This is a genomic window from Pseudomonas sp. G2-4, assembly GCF_030064125.1.
Lineage (GTDB): Bacteria > Pseudomonadota > Gammaproteobacteria > Pseudomonadales > Pseudomonadaceae > Aquipseudomonas.
The window spans coordinates 1339210-1359054 of the sequence record NZ_CP125957.1 but is presented as its reverse complement, the minus strand read 5'-3'; the positions used below and the strand labels follow the sequence as shown (position 1 = coordinate 1359054).

19 protein-coding genes are annotated in these 19845 nt (G+C 61.4%); 15 read left to right on the top strand and 4 right to left on the bottom strand.

All coding sequences use genetic code 11. The features are described 5' to 3' along the window. The first annotated feature begins 21 nt into the window (after nt 1–21). Complete coding sequence (locus QNH97_RS06035) at nt 22–507, top strand: LEA/WHy family protein (RefSeq protein ID WP_283556029.1); 486 nt, start codon at nt 22–24, stop codon at nt 505–507. Nucleotides 508–512: 5 nt separating this feature from the next. Then, nucleotides 513–716 (top strand): SEC-C metal-binding domain-containing protein, encoded by a 204-nt coding sequence (locus QNH97_RS06030; RefSeq protein WP_123342457.1) that lies wholly within the window; start codon nt 513–515, stop codon nt 714–716. Between the two features lie 184 nt (nt 717–900). Here the strand turns inward: QNH97_RS06030 and QNH97_RS06025 are convergent, their stop codons facing one another. Further along, nucleotides 901–1458, bottom strand: coding sequence for a cysteine hydrolase family protein (locus tag QNH97_RS06025; RefSeq protein ID WP_283557432.1), 558 nt, complete (start codon nt 1456–1458; stop codon nt 901–903). Nucleotides 1459–1655: 197 nt separating this feature from the next. Between QNH97_RS06025 and QNH97_RS06020 the strand changes: the two genes are divergently transcribed. The 10 genes from QNH97_RS06020 to pdeM all read left to right on the top strand — a co-directional run bounded on the left by QNH97_RS06020 (nt 1656) and on the right by pdeM (nt 14952). Then, nucleotides 1656–4106, top strand: coding sequence for a penicillin acylase family protein (locus QNH97_RS06020; protein ID WP_283556028.1), 2451 nt, complete (start codon nt 1656–1658; stop codon nt 4104–4106). A gap of 208 nt (nt 4107–4314) precedes the next feature. Next, nucleotides 4315–5346 carry a ligase-associated DNA damage response exonuclease gene (locus QNH97_RS06015; protein WP_283556027.1) on the top strand — a complete coding sequence of 344 codons (1032 nt, stop codon included), beginning with the start codon at nt 4315–4317 and terminating at the stop codon, nt 5344–5346. Further along, nucleotides 5343–7031, top strand: a complete 1689-nt coding sequence (locus tag QNH97_RS06010) for an ATP-dependent DNA ligase (protein ID WP_283556026.1) — start codon at nt 5343–5345, stop codon at nt 7029–7031. Before QNH97_RS06015 ends, QNH97_RS06010 begins: the two co-directional genes overlap by 4 nt. Before the next feature lie 361 nt (nt 7032–7392). Then, nucleotides 7393–8175 carry a transporter substrate-binding domain-containing protein gene (locus tag QNH97_RS06005; protein WP_283556025.1) on the top strand — a complete coding sequence of 261 codons (783 nt, stop codon included), beginning with the start codon at nt 7393–7395 and terminating at the stop codon, nt 8173–8175. Nucleotides 8176–8232: 57 nt separating this feature from the next. Further along, the gene (locus tag QNH97_RS06000; protein ID WP_283556024.1) at nt 8233–8961 is read left to right on the top strand and encodes an ABC transporter permease; all 729 of its coding nucleotides are present in this window, start codon (nt 8233–8235) and stop codon (nt 8959–8961) included. Continuing rightward, on the top strand, nt 8958–9668 hold the full coding sequence (locus tag QNH97_RS05995; RefSeq protein ID WP_283556023.1) for an ABC transporter permease: 711 nt from the start codon (nt 8958–8960) through the stop codon (nt 9666–9668). The genes QNH97_RS06000 and QNH97_RS05995 overlap by 4 nt, the downstream gene beginning before the upstream one ends. A 27-nt stretch (nt 9669–9695) precedes the next feature. Beyond that, a complete protein-coding gene (locus tag QNH97_RS05990) occupies nt 9696–10814 on the top strand; it encodes a succinylglutamate desuccinylase/aspartoacylase family protein (RefSeq protein WP_283556022.1) in 1119 nt (372 codons plus the stop codon). Between the two features lie 13 nt (nt 10815–10827). Beyond that, the gene (locus QNH97_RS05985; RefSeq protein WP_283556021.1) at nt 10828–11592 is read left to right on the top strand and encodes an ABC transporter ATP-binding protein; all 765 of its coding nucleotides are present in this window, start codon (nt 10828–10830) and stop codon (nt 11590–11592) included. A gap of 217 nt (nt 11593–11809) precedes the next feature. Continuing rightward, on the top strand, nt 11810–14296 hold the full coding sequence (locus QNH97_RS05980) for a ligase-associated DNA damage response DEXH box helicase (RefSeq protein ID WP_283556020.1): 2487 nt from the start codon (nt 11810–11812) through the stop codon (nt 14294–14296). After that, nucleotides 14296–14952, top strand: coding sequence for a ligase-associated DNA damage response endonuclease PdeM (pdeM, locus tag QNH97_RS05975; RefSeq protein ID WP_283556019.1), 657 nt, complete (start codon nt 14296–14298; stop codon nt 14950–14952). Before QNH97_RS05980 ends, pdeM begins: the two co-directional genes overlap by 1 nt. Nucleotides 14953–14979: 27 nt before the next feature. On the opposite strand, the gene QNH97_RS05970 is transcribed toward pdeM, so the two are convergent. Further along, nucleotides 14980–15195 (bottom strand): hypothetical protein, encoded by a 216-nt coding sequence (locus tag QNH97_RS05970; RefSeq protein ID WP_283556018.1) that lies wholly within the window; start codon nt 15193–15195, stop codon nt 14980–14982. Nucleotides 15196–15294: 99 nt separating this feature from the next. Continuing rightward, nucleotides 15295–15861: a dCTP deaminase gene (dcd, locus tag QNH97_RS05965; protein WP_074889011.1), complete on the bottom strand. Its 567-nt coding sequence runs from the start codon at nt 15859–15861 to the stop codon at nt 15295–15297. A 354-nt stretch (nt 15862–16215) separates the two neighbouring features. On the opposite strand from dcd, the gene QNH97_RS05960 reads away from it, so the two are divergent. Further along, on the top strand, nt 16216–16425 hold the full coding sequence (locus QNH97_RS05960) for a cold-shock protein (protein WP_002554837.1): 210 nt from the start codon (nt 16216–16218) through the stop codon (nt 16423–16425). A gap of 196 nt (nt 16426–16621) precedes the next feature. On the opposite strand, the gene QNH97_RS05955 is transcribed toward QNH97_RS05960, so the two are convergent. Beyond that, nucleotides 16622–17629, bottom strand: coding sequence for a DUF481 domain-containing protein (locus QNH97_RS05955; protein ID WP_283556017.1), 1008 nt, complete (start codon nt 17627–17629; stop codon nt 16622–16624). A gap of 155 nt (nt 17630–17784) precedes the next feature. On the opposite strand from QNH97_RS05955, the gene QNH97_RS05950 reads away from it, so the two are divergent. Together QNH97_RS05950 and QNH97_RS05945 are read left to right on the top strand one after the other, a co-directional pair. Further along, on the top strand, nt 17785–18138 hold the full coding sequence (locus tag QNH97_RS05950) for an MGMT family protein (protein ID WP_283556016.1): 354 nt from the start codon (nt 17785–17787) through the stop codon (nt 18136–18138). 44 nt (nt 18139–18182) lie between these two features. Beyond that, complete coding sequence (locus QNH97_RS05945) at nt 18183–19742, top strand: AmpG family muropeptide MFS transporter (protein ID WP_283556015.1); 1560 nt, start codon at nt 18183–18185, stop codon at nt 19740–19742. Nucleotides 19743–19845: the final 103 nt, after the last annotated feature.

Sequence of the window (19845 nt, the reverse complement as noted above, 5' to 3'; positions counted from 1 at the left end):
GAATAGACCAGAGGCACGGACATGACTCACTCTTCACACTGGCTACGCATCACTTGCCTGCTGCTGTTCGTCGGGCTTGGCGGCTGTGCGTTCTGGCGAGGTGACGAAGCCCCTGAACCGCAGGTGCACCTGGTCAAGGTCGAGGTGGTGCGGGCCCGGTTGCTGGAACAGAAGTTCATGCTGCACTTTCGCGTCGACAACCCCACCGACAGCGACCTGACCGTGCGCGGCCTGACCTACCGTATCCACCTGGGTGATCTGCTGCTGACCGAAGGTGAGCATGAACACTGGTTCACCGTGGGTCCTCAACGCAGCGGCTACTTCAAGGTGCCGATCCGTACCAATCTGTGGCCACAAGTGCGGGACGTGGTGAAATTGCTCGAAAAACCCCGACAGCAGATTCCCTATCGTCTGGAAGGTGAGCTGGAAACCGGATTATTCATCGCTCACTACGTGCACCTGAAGCGCAATGGCGTGATAATCGCCGCCGATTTTATTGCGGAGTAACCCCGATGACCCAGCAACCCCACGTTCATGGCCCTGATTGCAACCACGATCATGACCATCAGCACGATCACGATCACGGCCATGTCCACGGCCCGAACTGCGGCCACGCCCACCAGGAACCGGTGCGCAACGCCCTGAAGGATGTCGGCCGCAACGACCCTTGCCCTTGTGGCAATGGCAAGAAATTCAAGAAGTGTCACGGGGCTTGAGGAGCCAGGCGAAAACTTTCTTCGCCTGCTAGACCGTCATCGCGAGCAAGCTCGCTCCCACAGGGATCGGTGGTGATCACTGAGTATCGTCTCGCCACAAACCCCCTGTGGGAGCGAGCTTGCTCGCGAATGCGGTGGGCCAGTCAGCATGGATTAATCTGACACGCTCGCTCTCACAAGATGATCAACCCGCCTCAAGAATCTGCCTCACACTGACCACCGTCGCATACTCGCCATGCAAGTTGCCCAGCGACATGGCATGCACCTCGCTGGCCGTACGGGCAATACCGAAATAATCGGCCTTGTCGAAGGTAAAGCAGGCGTCCTCGACCACCCAGGTGTCGAATCCCAGGTTGCCGGCCGTACGCGCCGTTGACTCTACCGAGTTGTTCGTTGCCACGCCGACGATCACCAACTGCCCGATCCCAGCCTCGCGCAGATCCGCCTCCAGACGGGTGCCACTGAACGCGTCCGGCACCTGCTTCTGAATCAGGCCTTCCCCGGTCATCGGCTCGAACCGTTGCTGAACCTCCACGCCTGACTGTCCCGGCCAGAACACCGAGTCCGGTGAACGGGACAGGTGATGGACATGAATCACCGGCCGCGCCGAATGTCGCCAGAAAGCCAGGAGCTCGCTCATGCGCAACTCAGCCTCGGGGTTGTTGCGAGGGCCAAGCCTGGGATGAAGGATGCCTTTCTGTTGATCGATGAGGATCAGCGCCGCGTTACTTTGTAGCTCCATGGCGGTTTTTCCATTGCTAGTCATTGGATTTTCCGTACTTGAGCACCACTGTTTCCTACAGGCAAGCCTTATCCGGAACCGTGGCCCCAGGCATTCATCGCCAAATCAACAAATAACCCTCGCCCCCGCTTGCGCCGCCCCCTCCCGCTCACTAACGTAGCGCCTTTATTGCTGCCCCCTCCCGCAGGAGCTTTGCCATGGCCTCGCCAGCCTCTATTTCTTTCATTCCCCGGCTCGGCGTTGCCGCCGCAGTGGCCAGTGTGCTCGGTTTGAGCGGTTGCCAGGCCTGGAACACGCAGGACACCGTAGCACCCACCTCCGGCGTGCAGCCGCTCAAGGGGCTGGCGCAGAACGTCTCGGTTCGGCGCAATGCCCTGGGCATGCCGCTGATCGAAAGCAACAGCTTCCACGACGCCCTGTTCACCCTCGGCTACGTCCACGCCAGCGATCGCGTCACCCAGATGGTGACCCTGCGCCTGCTGGCCCAGGGTCGGTTGGCGGAAATGTCCGGCGCCGAGCGGCTGGATGTCGACCGCTACATGCGCGCCATCAATCTGAAGAAAAACGCCGATGAGCTGTACAAGGCGTCTTCGCCTCGGCTCAAACGCTTCTTCGAAGTCTATGCCCGCGGCGTCAATGCCTACCTGTTCCGCTACCGCGACAAGCTGCCTTCGGACCTGGCTGCCACCGGCTACAAACCCGAGTACTGGAAGCCGGAAGACTCGGCGTTGATGTTCTGCCTGCTGAATTTCAGCCAGTCGGCCAACCTGCCAGAAGAAATCGCCAGCCTGGTGCTGGCCCAGACCGTCTCCCCTGACAAACTCGCCTGGCTGAGCCCGTCCTATCCGGACGAGCAACTGCCGCTGGCCGAGGCCGATAAGTACCAAGGACTGCGACTCAATGGACAAGTCCCGGGCCTGGCCGAAATCAGCCAGGCCACCGCCCAGTTGAGCGGGCTGAACCTGTTGAATGCAACGTCTTCGAGCAACTGGGCCATCGCGCCGCAACGCAGCCGCAGCGGCAAGAGCCTGCTGGCCAGCGACAGCCATGGGCCATTGGGCACGTCGTCGCTGTGGGTACCTGTGCAGATCCGTGCGCCCAAGTACCAGGCGGCCGGGCTTTCCGTAGCGGGCATTCCCATAATTCTGGCGGGCTTCAACGGCAAAGTGGCCTGGAGCATGACCAGCGTACTGGGGGACAACCAGGACCTGTTCCTGGAAAAGATCCGACGCCAGGGCAATGGCCTGTCCTACGAGGTCAACGGCAAATGGCAGCCAGTGATGGTGCGTAACGAAACCTACTTCATCAAGGGTCAGCGACCGATTCGCGAGGCGGTATTTGAAACCCGCCACGGCCCGCTGCTCAACAGCGCCCAGGGGCTGGCCATGGCCAACGGTTTTGGCCTGGCCTTGCAAACCCCGAGCTTCTCCGACGACAAGACCCTGGACGCATTTTTCGACCTGTCCCGGGCACAGAACGTCGAGAAAGCCTCCGACGCCAGCCGGGAAATCCGCGCCTTGGCGGTGAACATGGTGTTCGCCGGCGCCAGCAACATCGGCTGGCAAGTCACCGGCCGTTATCCGAACCGCCGCGAAGGCGAAGGCCTGTTGCCGTCGCCGGGTTGGGAGGGGCGCTACGATTGGGACGGTTACGCCGACCCGATGCTGCACCCTTACGACCAGGACCCGGCCCAAGGCTGGCTCGGCACCGCCAACCAGCGGGTCATTCCCGACGGCTACGGCATGCAGCTGTCCAATTCCTGGGCCGCGCCGGAGCGTGGCGAGCGCATGGCCGAACTGGCCGGCGGGGGCAAGCATGATGCCCGCAGCCTGACCGCCATGCAGTACGACCAGACCACGACGTTCGCGGCCAAGCTCAGGAAAGTCTTCGAAGCACCGGGCATGGCCCAGCCGCTCAAGCAAGCGATCGAAGCGCTGCCTGTGGCTGACCGGGCCAACGCCCGCGAGGCTTACACCCGCCTGATGGCGTTCGATGGCCGGCTCAGCCCGACCTCCGCCGACGCCGCGATCTATGAGCTGTTCCTGCAGGAAAGCATGAAGCAGATTTTCCTCGACGAGCTGGGCCCGGACAGCAGCCCGGCGTGGAAAGCGCTGGTCGCCAACGGCCAATTGTCCTACTCGGCCCAGGCCGATCATCTGCTGGGTCGCGAGGACAGCCCGTTCTGGGACGACGTGCGTACACCGCAGAAGGAAGACAAGGCCGTTATCCTCGCTCGAAGCCTGGCCGCGGCCATCAGCGCCGGCGACAGCCAGTTGGGCGCTGATCACAAGGCCTGGCAGTGGGGCAAGCTGCATCACTACGCGTGGAAAAACAGCAACGGCCAGATCGTGCGCGGCCCAATACCGGCCGGAGGCGACGCCACCACACTCAACATGGCGCCGTTCGCTTGGGGCCAGGATTTCACCACCACCCTCGCGCCGGCAACGCGCTTTATCGTCGACTTCGGCCAGCCCGAGCCGTTGATGATTCAGGGCGGCACCGGCCAATCCGATAACCCGGCCAGCCCGAACTACGTCAACGGCATCGATCCGTGGATCAAGGGGCAATATCAGAACCTGCCCATGCAACCGCAGAATTTTGATCGAGCGTATGGCAAGACGCGGTTGACCCTGGTGCCTGGCAAGTAACTGCAGCCCTTTTTTGCGGGCGCTGCGCACCCGATCGCGAGCAAGCTCGCTCCCACAGAGGCCGGTGTTGAATCCGTATTGCGATTCGACACAAAGCCAATGTGGGAGCGAGCTTGCTCGCGATGGCGTCAGTCCCCCCACTAAATCCGATAGAACTTCCCCCCTCGCCCTCGCCTCTACCTGACAAGCCCATCGCCCCGGTGATTGCATGGATCTTGTCATTGCCCGCCCCGAAGGCCTGTATTGCCCGCCCGGAGATTTCTACATCGACCCGTGGCGCCCGGTGGAACGCTCGGTCATCACCCACGCCCATGGCGATCACGCTCGTGGCGGCAACCAACACTACCTGGCAGCGGCACCCGGCGAAGGCATTCTGCGTTCGCGGCTGGGTCAGGACATCAACCTGCAAACCCTGCCCTATGGCGAACGTCTGCTGCATCACGGCGTGACCTTGAGTTTTCATCCCGCCGGCCACGTGCTGGGCTCGGCCCAGGTGCGCCTGGAATACCAGGGCGAGGTTTGGGTGGCGTCAGGGGACTACAAAGTCGAGCCCGACGGCACTTGTACGCCGTTCGAGCCAGTGAAATGCCATACGTTCATCACCGAATCCACCTTCGGTCTACCGATCTATCGGTGGCAACCACAGGCGCAGATTTTCGACGAAATCAACCAGTGGTGGAGCGGCAACATCGCTGCGGGCCGTGCCAGCGTGCTGTTCTGTTATTCCTTCGGCAAGGCCCAGCGGATTCTCCACGGTATCGACGAAACCCTTGGCCCCATTCTCGCCCACGGGGCGGTCGAACCGCTGAACCGGGTCTACCGCGAGGCTGGTGTTCATCTGCCACCGACGATCTATGCCGGCGACGTGAAAAAGAACGACCCGATCATGAACCGGGCGCTGGTGATCGCCCCACCCTCTGCCGGTGGCAGCAGTTGGATGCGCCGGTTCGGCGACTACAGCGATGCCTTCGCCAGCGGCTGGATGCGCCTGCGCGGCACCCGTCGACGGCGCGGCGTGGACCGGGGGTTTGTGCTGTCCGACCACGCCGACTGGCCCGGTCTGCTTTGGGCCATCGAACAGACCGGCGCCGAGCGGGTCATGGTCACCCACGGTTCGGTGGGCGTGCTGGTGCGTCACTTGTGCGAACAAGGCCTCGACGCCCAGGGTTTCACCACCGAATACGGCGATGATGAAGAGGACGTCGCTGCGGCCACAGACACCGACGAGGACGCGTCATGAAGGCCTTCGCCGAGCTGTACGCCGGATTGGACGCCACCACGTCCAGCAATGCCAAACTGGCCGCCATGCAAGACTACTTCACCCAGGCTCCGCCCCAGGACGCGGCGTGGGCGGTGTATTTCCTCTCCGGCGGGCGCCCACGGCAACTGGTACCGGTGAAAGTCCTGCGGGAGCTGGCGGTGCAGGTGTCCGGATTGTCATTGTGGCTGTTCGAAGAAAGTTATCAGGCCGTGGGCGACCTGGCGGAAACCATCTCGTTGGTGTTGCCGGAATCGCCTCACAGCTCCGACGAAGGCCTGGCGCTGTGGATCGAGGAGAAACTGCTGCCCTTGCGCGGCGAGTCGCCCGAGGTGTTGGCGCAGCGGCTACCGGCGTTGTGGGCGCAACTCGACCGGCCAAGCCTGATGCTCTGCATCAAGCTCATCACCGGCAGCTTCCGGGTCGGCGTGTCCAAACTGCTGGTGACACGGGCCCTGGCCGGCATGGCCGGGCTGGACAGCAAACGGGTGGCCCAGCGCCTGGTCGGCTACACCGACCTGTCCCATCGGCCGACAGCGGCCAGTTACCTCAAGCTGATCGCTGCCGAATCCGACGATGAACACGCCCAACGCGGCGGTCAGCCCTACCCATTCTTCCTGGCCCATGCCTTATCGCAACCGATGGAGCAGTTCAATGCCTTGCTGGGACCCGCCAGTGACTGGCAAGTGGAATGGAAGTGGGACGGCATTCGTTCCCAAGTGGTCAAGCGCGACGGGCATTTGTGGGTCTGGTCGCGGGGTGAGGAACTGGTCACCGAGCGCTTCCCCGAACTGCACTCGCTGGCGCAAACCCTGCCCGACGGTACGGTGATCGACGGGGAAATCGTGGTGTGGAAAACCTCGCGCCCCGTCACTGAGGACGCCTTCGATCCGGATACCCCGCTGCAACCGTCGGTGCAGCCTTTCGCCCTGTTGCAGCAACGCATCGGGCGCAAGACCCTGGGCAAGAAAATCCTCGAGGACGCTCCCGTGGTGGTGATGGCCTACGACCTGCTGGAATGGCAAGGCGAAGACTGGCGCAGTCGTCCGCAAACCGAACGTCGCGAGCAACTGGAAACACTGATTGCTCGTAGCCGCAGCCCGGTGCTGTTGCCGTCGCCGATTGTCACCGGCGATGATTGGTCCGACCTCGCCCGGCAGCGCGAGGCCTCCCGCAGCCTCGGCGTCGAGGGCATGATGCTCAAGGCCCGTGATGCGCTGTACGGCGTCGGGCGGACCAAGGACATGGGCGTCTGGTGGAAATGGAAGATCGACCCCTTCAGTGTCGACGCAGTACTGATCTACGCCCAACGCGGCCACGGCCGGCGCGCCAGCCTCTACAGCGACTACACCTTCGCCGTGTGGGATAACCCGCCGGACAGTCGCGAACGCACCCTGGTGCCCTTCGCCAAGGCGTATTCCGGCCTGACCGATGATGAAATGCGCCAGGTCGACAGTATCGTGCGCAAGACTACCGTGGAGAAATTCGGCCCGGTGAGCAGTGTCACACCTACCTTGGTGTTTGAGCTGGGTTTCGAGGGCATCGCGTTGTCCAAGCGCCACAAGAGCGGGATCGCCGTGCGGTTTCCGCGGATGTTGCGCTGGCGCAGGGATAAAAGCGTCGATGAAGCCGACACGTTGACGACGCTGCAGGATTTGCTGAAATAACGCCAGCTGCATGTCCGGGATCGTCAAGTTTGCACAAACGCATGTGGCGAGGGAGCTTGCTCCCGCTGGGCTGCGAAGCGGCCCCCTGATTCTGACTGACACACCGCAGAGGGCCGCTTCGCGCCCCAGCGGGAGCAAGCTCCCTCGCCACAGAAGCAACGCTCCATCCTGGTGCACCTTTTAAGGTACGCTCGTACCCGCGCACCATAGCGCTCCGCGACCTGCGGCCGAAGCTTTTAAAACACTTGTTCGGCACTCTGGTTCGGAAATTGCTACCTTTATGCCGTCATACCGTTCTCGCCTTCACCGGTAACAATACTTACGCGCCACAAGCGCTCATATTGGTTTTAGGGATTGAATAATGAAAAAAGCACTGCTGACCCTTTCTGCACTGGCGTTGTGCATGGCCGCCGGCGTCGCCACGGCCAAGGAATACAAGGAATTGCGTTTTGGTGTCGACCCCTCCTACGCTCCGTTTGAATCCAAGGCCGCCGACGGCAGCCTGGTCGGTTTCGACATCGACCTGGGCAATGCGATCTGCGAGGAACTGAAGGTCAAATGCAAATGGGTCGAAAGCGATTTCGACGGCATGATCCCGGGCCTGAAGGCCAAGAAGTTCGACGGTGTGATCTCCTCCATGACCGTGACCCCGGCCCGCGAGAAAGTCATCGACTTCTCCAGCGAGTTGTTCTCCGGTCCGACCGCGTATGTGTTCAAGAAAGGATCGGGCCTGAACGAAGATCCCGCTTCGCTCAAAGGCAAAACCGTCGGCTACGAGCAAGGCACCATCCAGGAAGCCTATGCCAAAGCCGTGCTGGACAAGGCTGGCGTCAAGACCCAGGCCTATCAGAACCAGGACCAGGTCTATGCCGACCTGACCTCCGGGCGCCTCGACGCAGCGATCCAGGACATGCTACAGGCCGAGTTGGGCTTCCTGAAATCGCCGAAAGGCGAAGGCTATGAAGTCAGCAAGCCCGTGGACAGCGAACTGCTGCCTTCCAAGACTGCCATCGGTATCAGCAAAGGTAACAAAGAGCTGAAGGCACTTTTGGATAAAGGTATCAAAGCGTTACACGATGACGGCAAGTACGCCGAAATCCAGAAAAAACACTTTGGCGATCTGAATCTGTACAGCGGCAAATAATGCGCTGCGCCCATCCGGCCTCGGATGGGCGCTTTTTTCCTGCCAAAGGCCTCTTTCATGTTCGAACAACTCCTACAAAATCTGGGGCTCTCCGCCTTCAGCCTGCAGGGCTTCGGCCCGCTGCTGATGCAAGGCACCTGGATGACCATAAAACTGGCGGCCCTGTCGTTGTTGCTGAGTGTCTTGCTCGGCCTGCTAGGCGCCAGTGCCAAGCTGTCCAGCGTCAAACTGCTGCGAATCCCCGCCCAGCTCTACACAACGCTGATTCGCGGCGTGCCGGACCTGGTGCTGATGCTGCTGATTTTCTACAGCCTGCAAACCTGGCTGACTTCTTTTACCGACTTCATGGAATGGGAATACATCGAGATCAACCCGTTCGGCGCCGGGGTGATCACCCTGGGCTTCATCTATGGCGCGTACTTCACCGAAACCTTTCGCGGCGCGATCCTTGCGGTCCCCCGGGGCCAGGTCGAAGCCGCCACGGCGTATGGCCTCAAGCGTGGCCAGCGCTTTCGCCTCGTGGTGTTCCCACAAATGATGCGCTTTGCCCTGCCGGGTATCGGCAACAACTGGATGGTGATGCTCAAGGCCACCGCGCTGGTGTCGATCATCGGTCTGGCCGACCTGGTCAAGGCCGCCCAGGACGCGGGCAAGAGCACCTACCAGCTGTTTTACTTCCTGGTGCTGGCGGCGCTGATTTATCTGCTGATCACCAGCGCGTCCAATTTCATCTTGCGCTGGCTTGAACGTCGCTACGCCGCCGGAGCCCGGGAGGCCGTGCGATGATCGAACTTCTGCAAGAGTATTGGCGGCCGTTCCTTTACAGCGACGGCGTTAACATCACTGGCCTGGCGATGACTCTGTGGTTGCTCAGCGCCTCACTGCTGATCGGCTTTGTGGTGTCGATCCCGCTGTCCATCGCCCGGGTTTCGCCCACGTTCTACGTACGCTGGCCGGTGCAGTTCTACACTTATCTGTTCCGCGGCACGCCGCTGTATATCCAGTTGCTGATCTGCTACACCGGTATCTACAGCATCGCGGCGGTACGTGCCCAGCCGATGCTCGACAGTTTCTTTCGCGATGCGATGAACTGCACGATCCTGGCCTTTGCCTTGAACACCTGCGCCTACACCACGGAAATCTTCGCCGGGGCGATTCGCAGCATGAACCATGGCGAAGTCGAAGCGGCCAAGGCCTATGGCCTGACCGGTTGGAAGCTCTACGCCTACGTGATCATGCCGTCGGCGCTCAGGCGCTCGCTGCCGTATTACAGCAACGAAGTGATTCTGATGCTGCACTCAACGACCGTAGCGTTCACCGCTACCGTTCCTGACGTGCTAAAAGTCGCCCGGGATGCCAACTCGGCCACATTCCTGACCTTTCAGTCGTTCGGGATCGCCGCGCTGATCTACCTGACCGTCACCTTTGCACTGGTGGGCCTCTTCCGCCTCGCCGAACGCCGCTGGCTGGCCTTCCTCGGGCCGACTCACTAGGGCTTTTGTTCCAGGACACACACGCAAATGCGCCACCAGATCCATGACCTGCTGGCCCCGCTGCCGGGGACCGCTCGCAAGATCCACAGCTTCCACTTCGGCCCGGAAAAAGCCGTCGGCAAAATCTACATCCAGTCGTCCCTGCACGCCGATGAGCTACCCGGCATGCTGGTGGCCTGGCATCTCAAGCAGCGCCTGGCCGAGCTTGAAGCGTCTGGCCACCTGCGGCACGAGATCGTGCTGGTGCCCGTTGCCAACCCCATCGGCCTTGAACAAGTGCTGATGGATGTGCCCCTGGGGCGCTACGAACTGGAGAGTGGGCAGAATTTCAACCGCCGGTTCGTCGACCTGAGCGAAGAAATCGGCAACGAAATCGAAGCGCTGCTCACCGATGATCCGCAGCACAACCTGATGCTGATCCGCACCAGCCTGCGCGACGCCCTCACCCGGCAGACCGCCAGCACGCAACTGCAATCCCAGCGCCTGGTCCTGCAACGGCTGGCCTGTGACGCCGACATGGTGCTGGACCTGCATTGCGACTTCGAAGCCGTGGCCCACCTGTACACCACGCCGCAAGCCTGGCCGCAGGTCGAGCCATTGGCGCGCTACATCGGTGCCGAGGCCAGCTTGCTCGCCACCGATTCGGGTGGCCAGTCATTCGACGAATGCTTCACGCTGCTCTGGTGGCAGCTCAAGGAGCGCTTCGGCGAGCGGTTCGAGATTCCCTTGGGCAGCTTTTCGGTCACCGTGGAATTGCGCGGCCAGGGCGACGTCAACCATGGCCTGGCGAGCCTCGACTGCCAGGCCCTGATCGAATACCTGATCCGCTTCGGCGCCATCGACGGCGAACCGATGCCTATGCCCGAGTTGCCCTACCCGGCCACGCCGTTGGCCGGTGTCGAGCCGGTGGCAACGCCCGTGGGTGGGCTGCTGGTCTACAGCGCCCTGCCCGGTGAATACCTGGAAGCCGGACAACTGGTGGCGGAAATCATCGACCCGGTCAACGACACCGTTACCCCCGTTCATTGCCGTAATGGCGGGCTGCTGTACGCCCGCTCGCTGCGCCGCATGGCCACTGCCGGCATGGTCATCGCCCATGTCGCCGGCACCGAAGCCTACCGCAGCGGCTACCTACTTTCGCCTTGAGGATGCCTGTTCCATGTACAAACTGACCATCGAAGGCCTGCATAAAAGCTACGGCGAACATCAGGTACTCAAAGGCGTCTCGCTCAAGGCCAGGACTGGCGACGTCATCAGCCTGATTGGCGCCAGCGGCTCGGGCAAAAGTACCTTCTTGCGCTGTATCAATTTCCTGGAGCAACCCAACGACGGTGCCATGAGCCTGGATGGCCAGGCGATCCAGATGATCAAGGACCGCCACGGCATGCGCGTGGCCGACGCCGATGAGCTGCAACGCATCCGCACACGCTTGGCCATGGTGTTCCAACACTTCAATCTGTGGAGTCACATGACCGTGCTGGAAAACATCACCATGGCGCCACGCCGGGTGTTGGGTATCAGCAAACAGGAAGCCGACGACCGTGCCCGCCGCTACCTCGACAAGGTCGGACTGGCGACACGGGTGGCCGAGCAATACCCGGCGTTCCTGTCCGGCGGCCAGCAACAGCGCGTGGCCATTGCCCGCGCGCTGGCCATGGAGCCGGAGGTGATGCTGTTCGACGAACCCACCTCGGCCCTGGACCCGGAACTGGTGGGTGAAGTCTTGAAAGTGATCCAGGGCCTGGCCGAAGAAGGCCGGACCATGATCATGGTGACCCATGAAATGAGCTTCGCCCGCAAAGTCTCGAACCAGGTGCTGTTCCTGCACCAGGGCCTGGTGGAAGAAGAAGGTGCGCCGGAAGACGTGCTGGGCAACCCCACGAGCGAGCGGCTCAAGCAGTTTCTCAGTGGCAACTTGAAATAGATCCATCGCAAGCCCCCCCGTGGCGAGGGAGCTTGCTCCCGCTGGGCTGCGAAGCGGCCCCCAGGTTCTGCCTGACACACCGCGAGGGGCCGCTTCGCGCCCCAGCGGGAGCAAGCTCCCTCGCCACAAAACTACGCTCGCCACGATAACCTGCATAAAACCTTTCACATCCCACCGTGGTCACTGAAGAAGAACTTCCAGGACGCACGCGGCCGGCATGGCGACATCCAACAACTTCGCAAACCAGTGGTTCAGCGTCCGCGGCTGGAAGCCGTTCGCTTTTCAGAAGCAGGTATGGACCGCGGTCAAGCGGGGGGAGTCCGGGCTGTTGCATGCCAGCACCGGCGCAGGCAAGACCTACGCCGTATGGTTCGCCGCCCTCAATCGTTTCGCCCGCCCCGCCCCTCCTACGGACAAACCGCGCAAACGCAAACCAGCGGCCGAACCACTGACTGTCCTGTGGATCACGCCGATGCGAGCACTGGCCGCCGACACTGGCAAAGCCCTCGAAGCCCCGCTGGCGGACCTGGACCTGCCCTGGAGCGTCGGCCTGCGCACCGGCGATACCAGCGCCAGCGAACGTGCCCGCCAGGGCCGGCGACTGCCCACCGCACTGATCACCACCCCCGAAAGCCTCACCCTGATGCTCGCCCGTGCCGATGCGCAAACAGCCGTCTCGACCTTGCGCATGGTCGTGGTGGACGAATGGCACGAGTTGCTCGGCAACAAACGCGGCGTGCAGTTGCAATTGGCCTTGGCCCGTTTGCGGCGCTGGCATCCCGAACTCGTCGTCTGGGGCGTATCCGCCACGCTGGGCAACCAGGCCCACGCCGAGCAGGTATTGATCCCACAAGGCAACGGGATCAGCGTGCAAGGGGCCAATGGCAAGGCGCTGCTGGTCGACACGCTGCTGCCCGGGGCCTCCGAACGTTTTCCGTGGGCCGGGCACATCGGCCTGAAGATGCTGCCTCAGGTCGTTGCACAAATCGACGCCAGCAGCAGTTGCCTGGTGTTCACCAACACCCGAGCGCAAGCAGAGATCTGGTACCAGGCCATTCTCGAGGCGAGGCCGGACTGGGCCGGGCTGATCGCGCTGCATCACAGCTCATTGTCCCGGGACACCCGCGATTGGGTGGAACGTGCGCTCAAGGACGGTCAGCTCAAAGCCGTGGTCTGCACGTCCAGCCTGGACTTGGGGGTGGACTTTCTACCGGTGGAGCGGGTGCTGCAGATTGGCTCGGCCAAAGGCGTGGCGCGGCTGATGCAGCGTGCCGGGCGCTCCGGTCATGCGCCAGGGCGAACCTCGCGGGTCACCCTGGTGCCGACCCATAGCCTGGAGCTGATCGAGGCCGCCGCGGCACAGGACGCCGTGGCCCAACGGCGCATCGAACCCCGCGAATCGCCCCACAAGCCCCTGGATGTACTGGTGCAGCATCTGGTCAGCATGGCCCTGGGTGGCGGCTTCGTTCCCGAGGAATTGTTCGAGGAAGTGCGCGGCGCCTGGGCTTATCGCGACCTGAACGAAGCCGAATGGGCCTGGGCCCTGGCGTTCGTGCGCCACGGCGGCCTGTCCTTGACCGCCTATCCCGATTACCGACGGGTCGAACCGGACGAACACGGGATCTGGCGCGTCCCCGACGCGCGCCTGGCCCGGCGCCACCGCATGAGCATCGGCACCATCGTCAGCGACGCCAGCCTGCAATTGAAGTTCTGGAGCAAGGGCGGTGGCGGCAAGACCCTGGGTAGCGTGGAAGAAGGCTTCATCGCCCGCTTGCGACCCGGCGACGGCTTCCTGTTCGCCGGCCGGTTACTGGAGTTGGTCCGGGTTGAAGACATGACAGCTTACGTACGTCGCAGCCAGGCCAAGAAAGCCGCCGTGCCGCGCTGGAACGGCGGAAGGATGCCGCTTTCCAATGAACTGGCGGCGGCAGTGGTAACGCGCCTGAGCGAGGCGGCCGTGGGCCGCTTCGAAGGGCCGGAAATGCAAGCCGTGCAGCCATTGTTATTGACTCAACAACGCTGGTCCGGCTTGCCCACGCAAACCACGTTGTTGGCCGAAGCGCTGAAATCCCGCGAAGGCTGGCATCTGTTTTTGTATCCGTTTGCGGGGCGCCAGGTTCATCTGGGGCTGGCCAGCCTGTTGGCCTGGCGCGTCAGTCAGCAACAACCGCTGACCTTTTCCATCGCCGTCAACGACTACGGCCTGGAATTGCTCAGCGCCACGCCGGTGGATTGGTCGCAGCACCTGAACCCGACGCTGCTGAGGACCGACAACCTGCTGCACGATGTGCTCGCAAGCTTGAATGCCGGGGAGCTGGCCCTCAGGCGCTTCCGCGAAATCGCCCGGATCGCCGGGCTGGTATTCGCTGGCTACCCCGGCGCCCCGAAGAGCACCCGGCAAGTCCAGGCGTCCAGCGGCCTGTTCTTTGAGGTGTTTAAGCAGTACGACGCCGACAACCTGCTGCTGGCCCAGGCTGGGGAGGAAGTCTTGCGTGAAGAATTGGATATTCGTCGATTGGAGCAGACCTTGGAACGCCTCGACACCTTGAAACTGGACCTGCACGCCATCAAACGCCCCACCCCGCTTGGATTCCCGCTGCTGGTTGAGCGGTTCAGGGAAAGCATGAGTTCAGAAAAACTTGCCGACCGGATCCGACGGATGGTCGGCGAGCTGGAAAAAACCGCCGATCGCGGTGATGCCTGATGCCAGCGCCTTATCCCGTCAGCCTCGCCGGTGAAGAACTCTGGCTGCTACCGGAAAAAGCGCTGTACTGGCCTGCCCAGGAAACCCTCATGATCGCTGATGTGCATTTTGGCAAGGCGGCGGCTTACCGCAGCCTCGGTCAACCGGTGCCCCACGGCACGACGGCCAGCAACATCGCGGTACTAGACGCGCTACTGGCGAGTCTGCCGTGTCGACAACTGATTTTTCTTGGGGATTTTCTTCACGGCCCCGGCTCTCACGCGCCTGCCACCCTGAAGGCCCTTTCCGAGTGGCGTGAGCGACATCAGAACCTGGCCATGACACTGATTCGCGGCAACCACGACAAACGAGCCGGCGACCCACCGCTGGCGCTGAATATTCGTGTGGTACCGGAACCCCTGCTACTGGGGCCTTTCGCGGTGCAGCATGAGCCCGATCCACACCCCTGCCGCCATGTGCTGGCGGGACATGTCCACCCGGTCTACCACCTGAACGGCAAGGGTCGGCAACGCCTGCGCCTGGCGTGTTTCCGGCTGGGCAGCGAGATCAGCCTGCTACCAGCCTTCGGTGCGTTTACCGGTGGCTATCGGGTCGAGCGGGACAATGACTGCAGGATATTTGTCATCGGCGATAACGAAATATGGCCCGTTAACTGAAAATCCAGGCAACGGACCATCATCTCATCAGGCAACAGGCGCAGGAGGCGGCTCGTCCGGCAGGGTCGGCTCACCGGGTTCAGTGGGCTCGTTGGGTTGTTCGTTGGGGGTATCGGGATCGGGCTGGCCAGGAATGCCGCCCGCCATTTCGGCAGGATGGGCCAGCAACGACCAAGCCATGACGCCGATCTGATTGGGCTCAAGCTTTGCCAGTTCGGCACTGATTCGCGGATCGATCTTCATAGGACACTCCCTGAGCGAAGCCCGGTGCGCTGACGCAAAAACGGGCAGTACACGCAATAGAGTGTCTGCCCGCCCAGGAATTCCAACAGTTCGTCTGAATCAGGTACGCGGTAGCGTCACACCGCGCTGGCCCTGATACTTACCGCCTCGGTCTTTGTAGGACACTTCACACTCTTCATCGGATTCAAGGAACAGCATCTGCGCCACGCCTTCGTTGGCGTAGATTTTCGCCGGCAGGGTCGTGGTGTTGGAGAATTCCAGGGTCACATGGCCTTCCCACTCGGGTTCCAGCGGCGTGACGTTGACGATGATGCCGCAACGGGCATAGGTGCTTTTACCCAGGCAGATGGTCAGTACGTTGCGCGGAATACGGAAGTACTCGACGGTGCGGGCCAGGGCGAAGGAGTTCGGCGGAATGATGCAAACGTCGCTCTTGACGTCGACGAAGCTCTTCTCGTCGAAGTTCTTCGGGTCAACGGTGGCCGAATTGATGTTGGTAAACACCTTGAATTCATCGGCGCAGCGCACGTCGTAGCCGTAGCTGGAGACACCGAAGGAAATCACCCGGTCCGCGCCTTCGCCACGCACCTGGCGCTCGACGAAGGGCTCGATCATGCCGTGCTCTTGCGCCATGCGGCGAATCCACTTGTCCGATTTGATGCTCATGGCGGGTTTCCTGAATAGCGAGGTGGAAAAAATACGTCCGGCATCTTACCGGTGCGCGGGGCCGGGTTCAAAGCGCGGGACACAAATCTCGCCGATCCACCTTGATTTCCGGGTCCTGACGGCAATCGCGCACGCCGCCAGTCACTAAATAAGAGAAACCTTCGCAAAGACCATTGGCACATTCCGGAAAAAGGGTTAAGGTGACGTCACTGTGTTGCTTGTGTCACTGAGAATCTCTACACGATATGTTGAATTTCGATCCAACCATCTACAAGAATTTTTCCTGCTCTTTGCACTCAGTCTCGGCCAGGGTTCTTCCTGTTTCGCAGTTATCTTTGTTCAAGGAGTTACACCATGTCTAATCGCCAAACTGGTACCGTTAAGTGGTTCAACGATGAAAAAGGCTTCGGCTTCATCACTCCACAATCCGGTGACGACCTGTTTGTTCACTTCAAAGCTATCCAATCCGACGGCTTCAAAAGCCTGAAAGAAGGCCAACAGGTCTCTTTCATCGCTACCCGCGGTCAGAAAGGCATGCAAGCTGAAGAAGTTCAAGTTATCTAACTTGTCCTTGCTTTAGTAAAAGGCCCCGCCCTCAAAAGCGGGGCTTTTTTGTGCCCGGGTGTTTTATTTCAGAGCACCAAAAAACTGTGGGAGCAAGCTTGCTCGCGATAGCGGTAAGTCAGCAACATTGATGCTGACTGACACACCGCTATCGCGAGCAAGCTCGCTCCCACATGTTCTTATTCTTACCCCGGGATTACCAGGTCACGCCAAACCCTGCCGTGTACCGCGTCTTGCTCAAGTCACTGTCTTCAGTGCCTTCGATGACATCCTTCTCGGCCTTGAGGTTGAGCGACGCCCAATCGGTCACCTTGTAGCGCAGCCCGATCTCCGCGTCGTAGGCGTAATCCGCAACATCGGACAGCGGCTTGCCCACTTCGCCGTTAGTGAAGAACTCGACGCGCTTGCCAATCAGGTAGCGGTTGTAGTCCCACTTCATGGCCACGGAATAGAAGTTGTCCGTGCCGCCATCGCGGTATTCATAATCGGTGCGGTTGAGCAGCGAGCCCAGCGAGAACGCACCCAGCTCATCATCCCAGAACTGATAGCCCGGACCGGTACCCACCACGCGCTGGCGCGCCAGGTCTTCGACTTTGTCGCGCTTGTAATTCAAACGACCTTGCCAAAACCATTTGTCGGTGAAAAACCGATCAAGGGAGTACTCCAGCCGCCAGTTGTCAGCGGAAACGACGTCGTCCTGGAACTCACGGTTGTATTCGCCTTCGGCGGTGTGCCGCCATCTGCCGTGGCGGGCCGAGGTCTTGAAGTCGATGTCGTAATCATCGGTATCGTTTTCCGCGCGTTGATAATCCAGCGCGGCATCGATATTGCCCTTCCACACCAGATCCTCGACCACCGGCTTGGGCTTGAGGATTTGCTGGATACTGGCCAGCTCGACAGTCTTGGGCGCATCACCGTTGGCCAAGGTCACCTTGCCATCTTCGGCAGCATGCAGGGCCTTGGCTTTCTCGCCAGTGTAGGCATCCTGCTTGACCAGTAACTGCTGGTCGCTCTCAAGGGTCTTGACCTGGTTCCAGTCGATGGGAACCGCGCCCGCATAATCGGTCTGGATCAGCAGTTTTCCGCCATCGAAAACGGTGATCTTACCGCTGAGCTTGTCGCCGTTTTTCAACCAGACGGTATCGGCAAGCAAAGGCATGGAGGCACTGGTGACAGCTAGGCATAGCAGGGTTCTAGACAACATAAGCGATTATGGGCTCAAGTTTTCGGTGAAAAGGCGGCATTATCCCCCAGGATGACACCTTAGCAACGACTGACCCGCGTATGGGTGATGAGTTCATTTCTCAACCGGCCTTGTAGGAATTAATCTACGGACGGACATCCTTACAGGAACCTTTTATGAGCGACACCCCAGCGGACGCCGAGAACGCCGCCCAAATCCGCCGCACCACCCTCTACCTGACCCTGGCCCAAGTGCCGGCCGGCAAGGTGGTCACCTATGGTCAGCTCGCCGAAATGGCCGGCCTGGGCCGCGCCGCACGCTGGGTGGGACGCACCCTCAGCCAATTGCCGAACGACACGAAGCTGCCCTGGCATCGGGTGTTGGGTGCCGGCGGTCGGATCAGTCTGCCGGCGGGAAGCGCCTCGGGGGACGAACAGCGCGCACGCCTGCGCACGGAAGGGATCAGTGTCCTGAATAATCGTGTTGATATTCAGCGCCATGGCTGGCGCCCGGTAGAGAACAGCGGTTAGAGTGCGCGCTTTGTTTTCGCAATTTTTGAGGCAGACTCCAGCCCATGCCCCGTAAAACCTGGCGCGCCGCCCTCGCCGCCTATGCCAGTCCCTCGACGCTCGTGCTGTTGCTGCTTGGCTTCGCCGCCGGCTTGCCATACATGCTGGTGTTTTCCACGCTGTCGGTCTGGTTGCGTGAAGCCGGTGTGGCCCGCGAAACCATTGGATACGCGAGCCTGATCGGTTTGGCATATGCCTTTAAATGGGTCTGGTCGCCCCTGCTCGACCAATGGCGCCTGCCGCTGCTGGGCAAACTTGGGCGCCGGCGCTCATGGCTGGTGCTCTCCCAGGGCCTGGTGATCCTTGGCCTGATCGGCATGGGCTTCTGCGACCCCCAAAAACACCTGTCATGGTTGATTGCCATTGCCGTGATCGTGGCTTTCGCCTCGGCCACCCAGGACATCGCCGTCGATGCCTACCGCCTGGAAATCGCCGACGACACCCGCCAAGCGGCGCTCGCCGCCAGCTACATGTCCGGCTACCGCATCGCCGCACTGCTGGCCACCGCCGGCGCCCTGTTCTTCGCCGAAGGCTTCGGCTCCACCGGTTTCAACTATAAGCACTCAGCCTGGGCAGGTACCTACCTGCTGTTCGGCGTGTTGATGGTCCCGGCACTGCTCACCTCCCTGTTCATGCGTGAACCGCCAGTGCCACTGCGCACTCAATTGCAGGCCGGGCGCTACACGTTCGTTCACCAGTTGGCCTCGGTGTTTGTGCTGATCGTGCTGCTGGTGTCGGTACCGGCGATGTTCACCCAGCTCTACAACACCGACTTCGCCAGCGTGCTGTTCGAAGGCGTCAGCCTGCTCGACCTGTTGCTCCAGGACCGCGCCTTCCTGCGGGCCATCCTCTATATCCTCCTCACGGCCATGTGCCTGTCCGCCGTGGGCCGTCGAGGGCTGGCACCCGTGCTGACGCCCGTCAACGACTTCATCCTGCGCTACCGCTGGCAGGCCCTGCTGCTGCTCGGGCTGATCGCAACCTATCGGATGTCTGACACAGTCATGGGCGTCATGGCCAACGTCTTTTACATTGACCAGGGTTTTACCAAGGACCAGATCGCCAGTGTCAGCAAGATCTTCGGGTTGATCATGACCCTCGTCGGCGCGGGCATGGGTGGCTTGCTGATCGTGCGCTTCGGCATCCTGCCCATCCTGTTCATCGGCGGCGTCGCCTCGGCCGGCACCAACATCCTCTTCCTGATGCTCGCCGACATGGGCGCCAACGTGAAGATGCTGATTGTCACGATCTCCCTGGACAACTTCAGCTCCGGCCTGGCCACCTCAGCGTTCGTCGCGTACCTGTCGAGCCTGACCAACCTTAAGTTCTCCGCCACCCAATACGCCTTGCTCAGCTCGATCATGCTGTTGCTGCCACGCCTGATCGGCGGCTATTCAGGGGTGATGGTGGAGAAATTCGGCTATCACCAGTTCTTCCTGATCACCGCCCTGCTCGGCGTTCCGACCCTGCTCCTGATTGCCTTGCACTGGTTCCAGGAGAACCGCCGTCAAGACCAGGAGACGGCCACCGAACCGACGCCGACCCGGCCCGCGGAAGAGTCGTAGGAAACTTCAGCAGGCGCCGAGGAAACCGGCGCTTGCATCCGGCAACCGGCCACGCGCCTGTACGCCAGGGCATCTCGCCCGTACAATGCTCCGTCACTTCTCG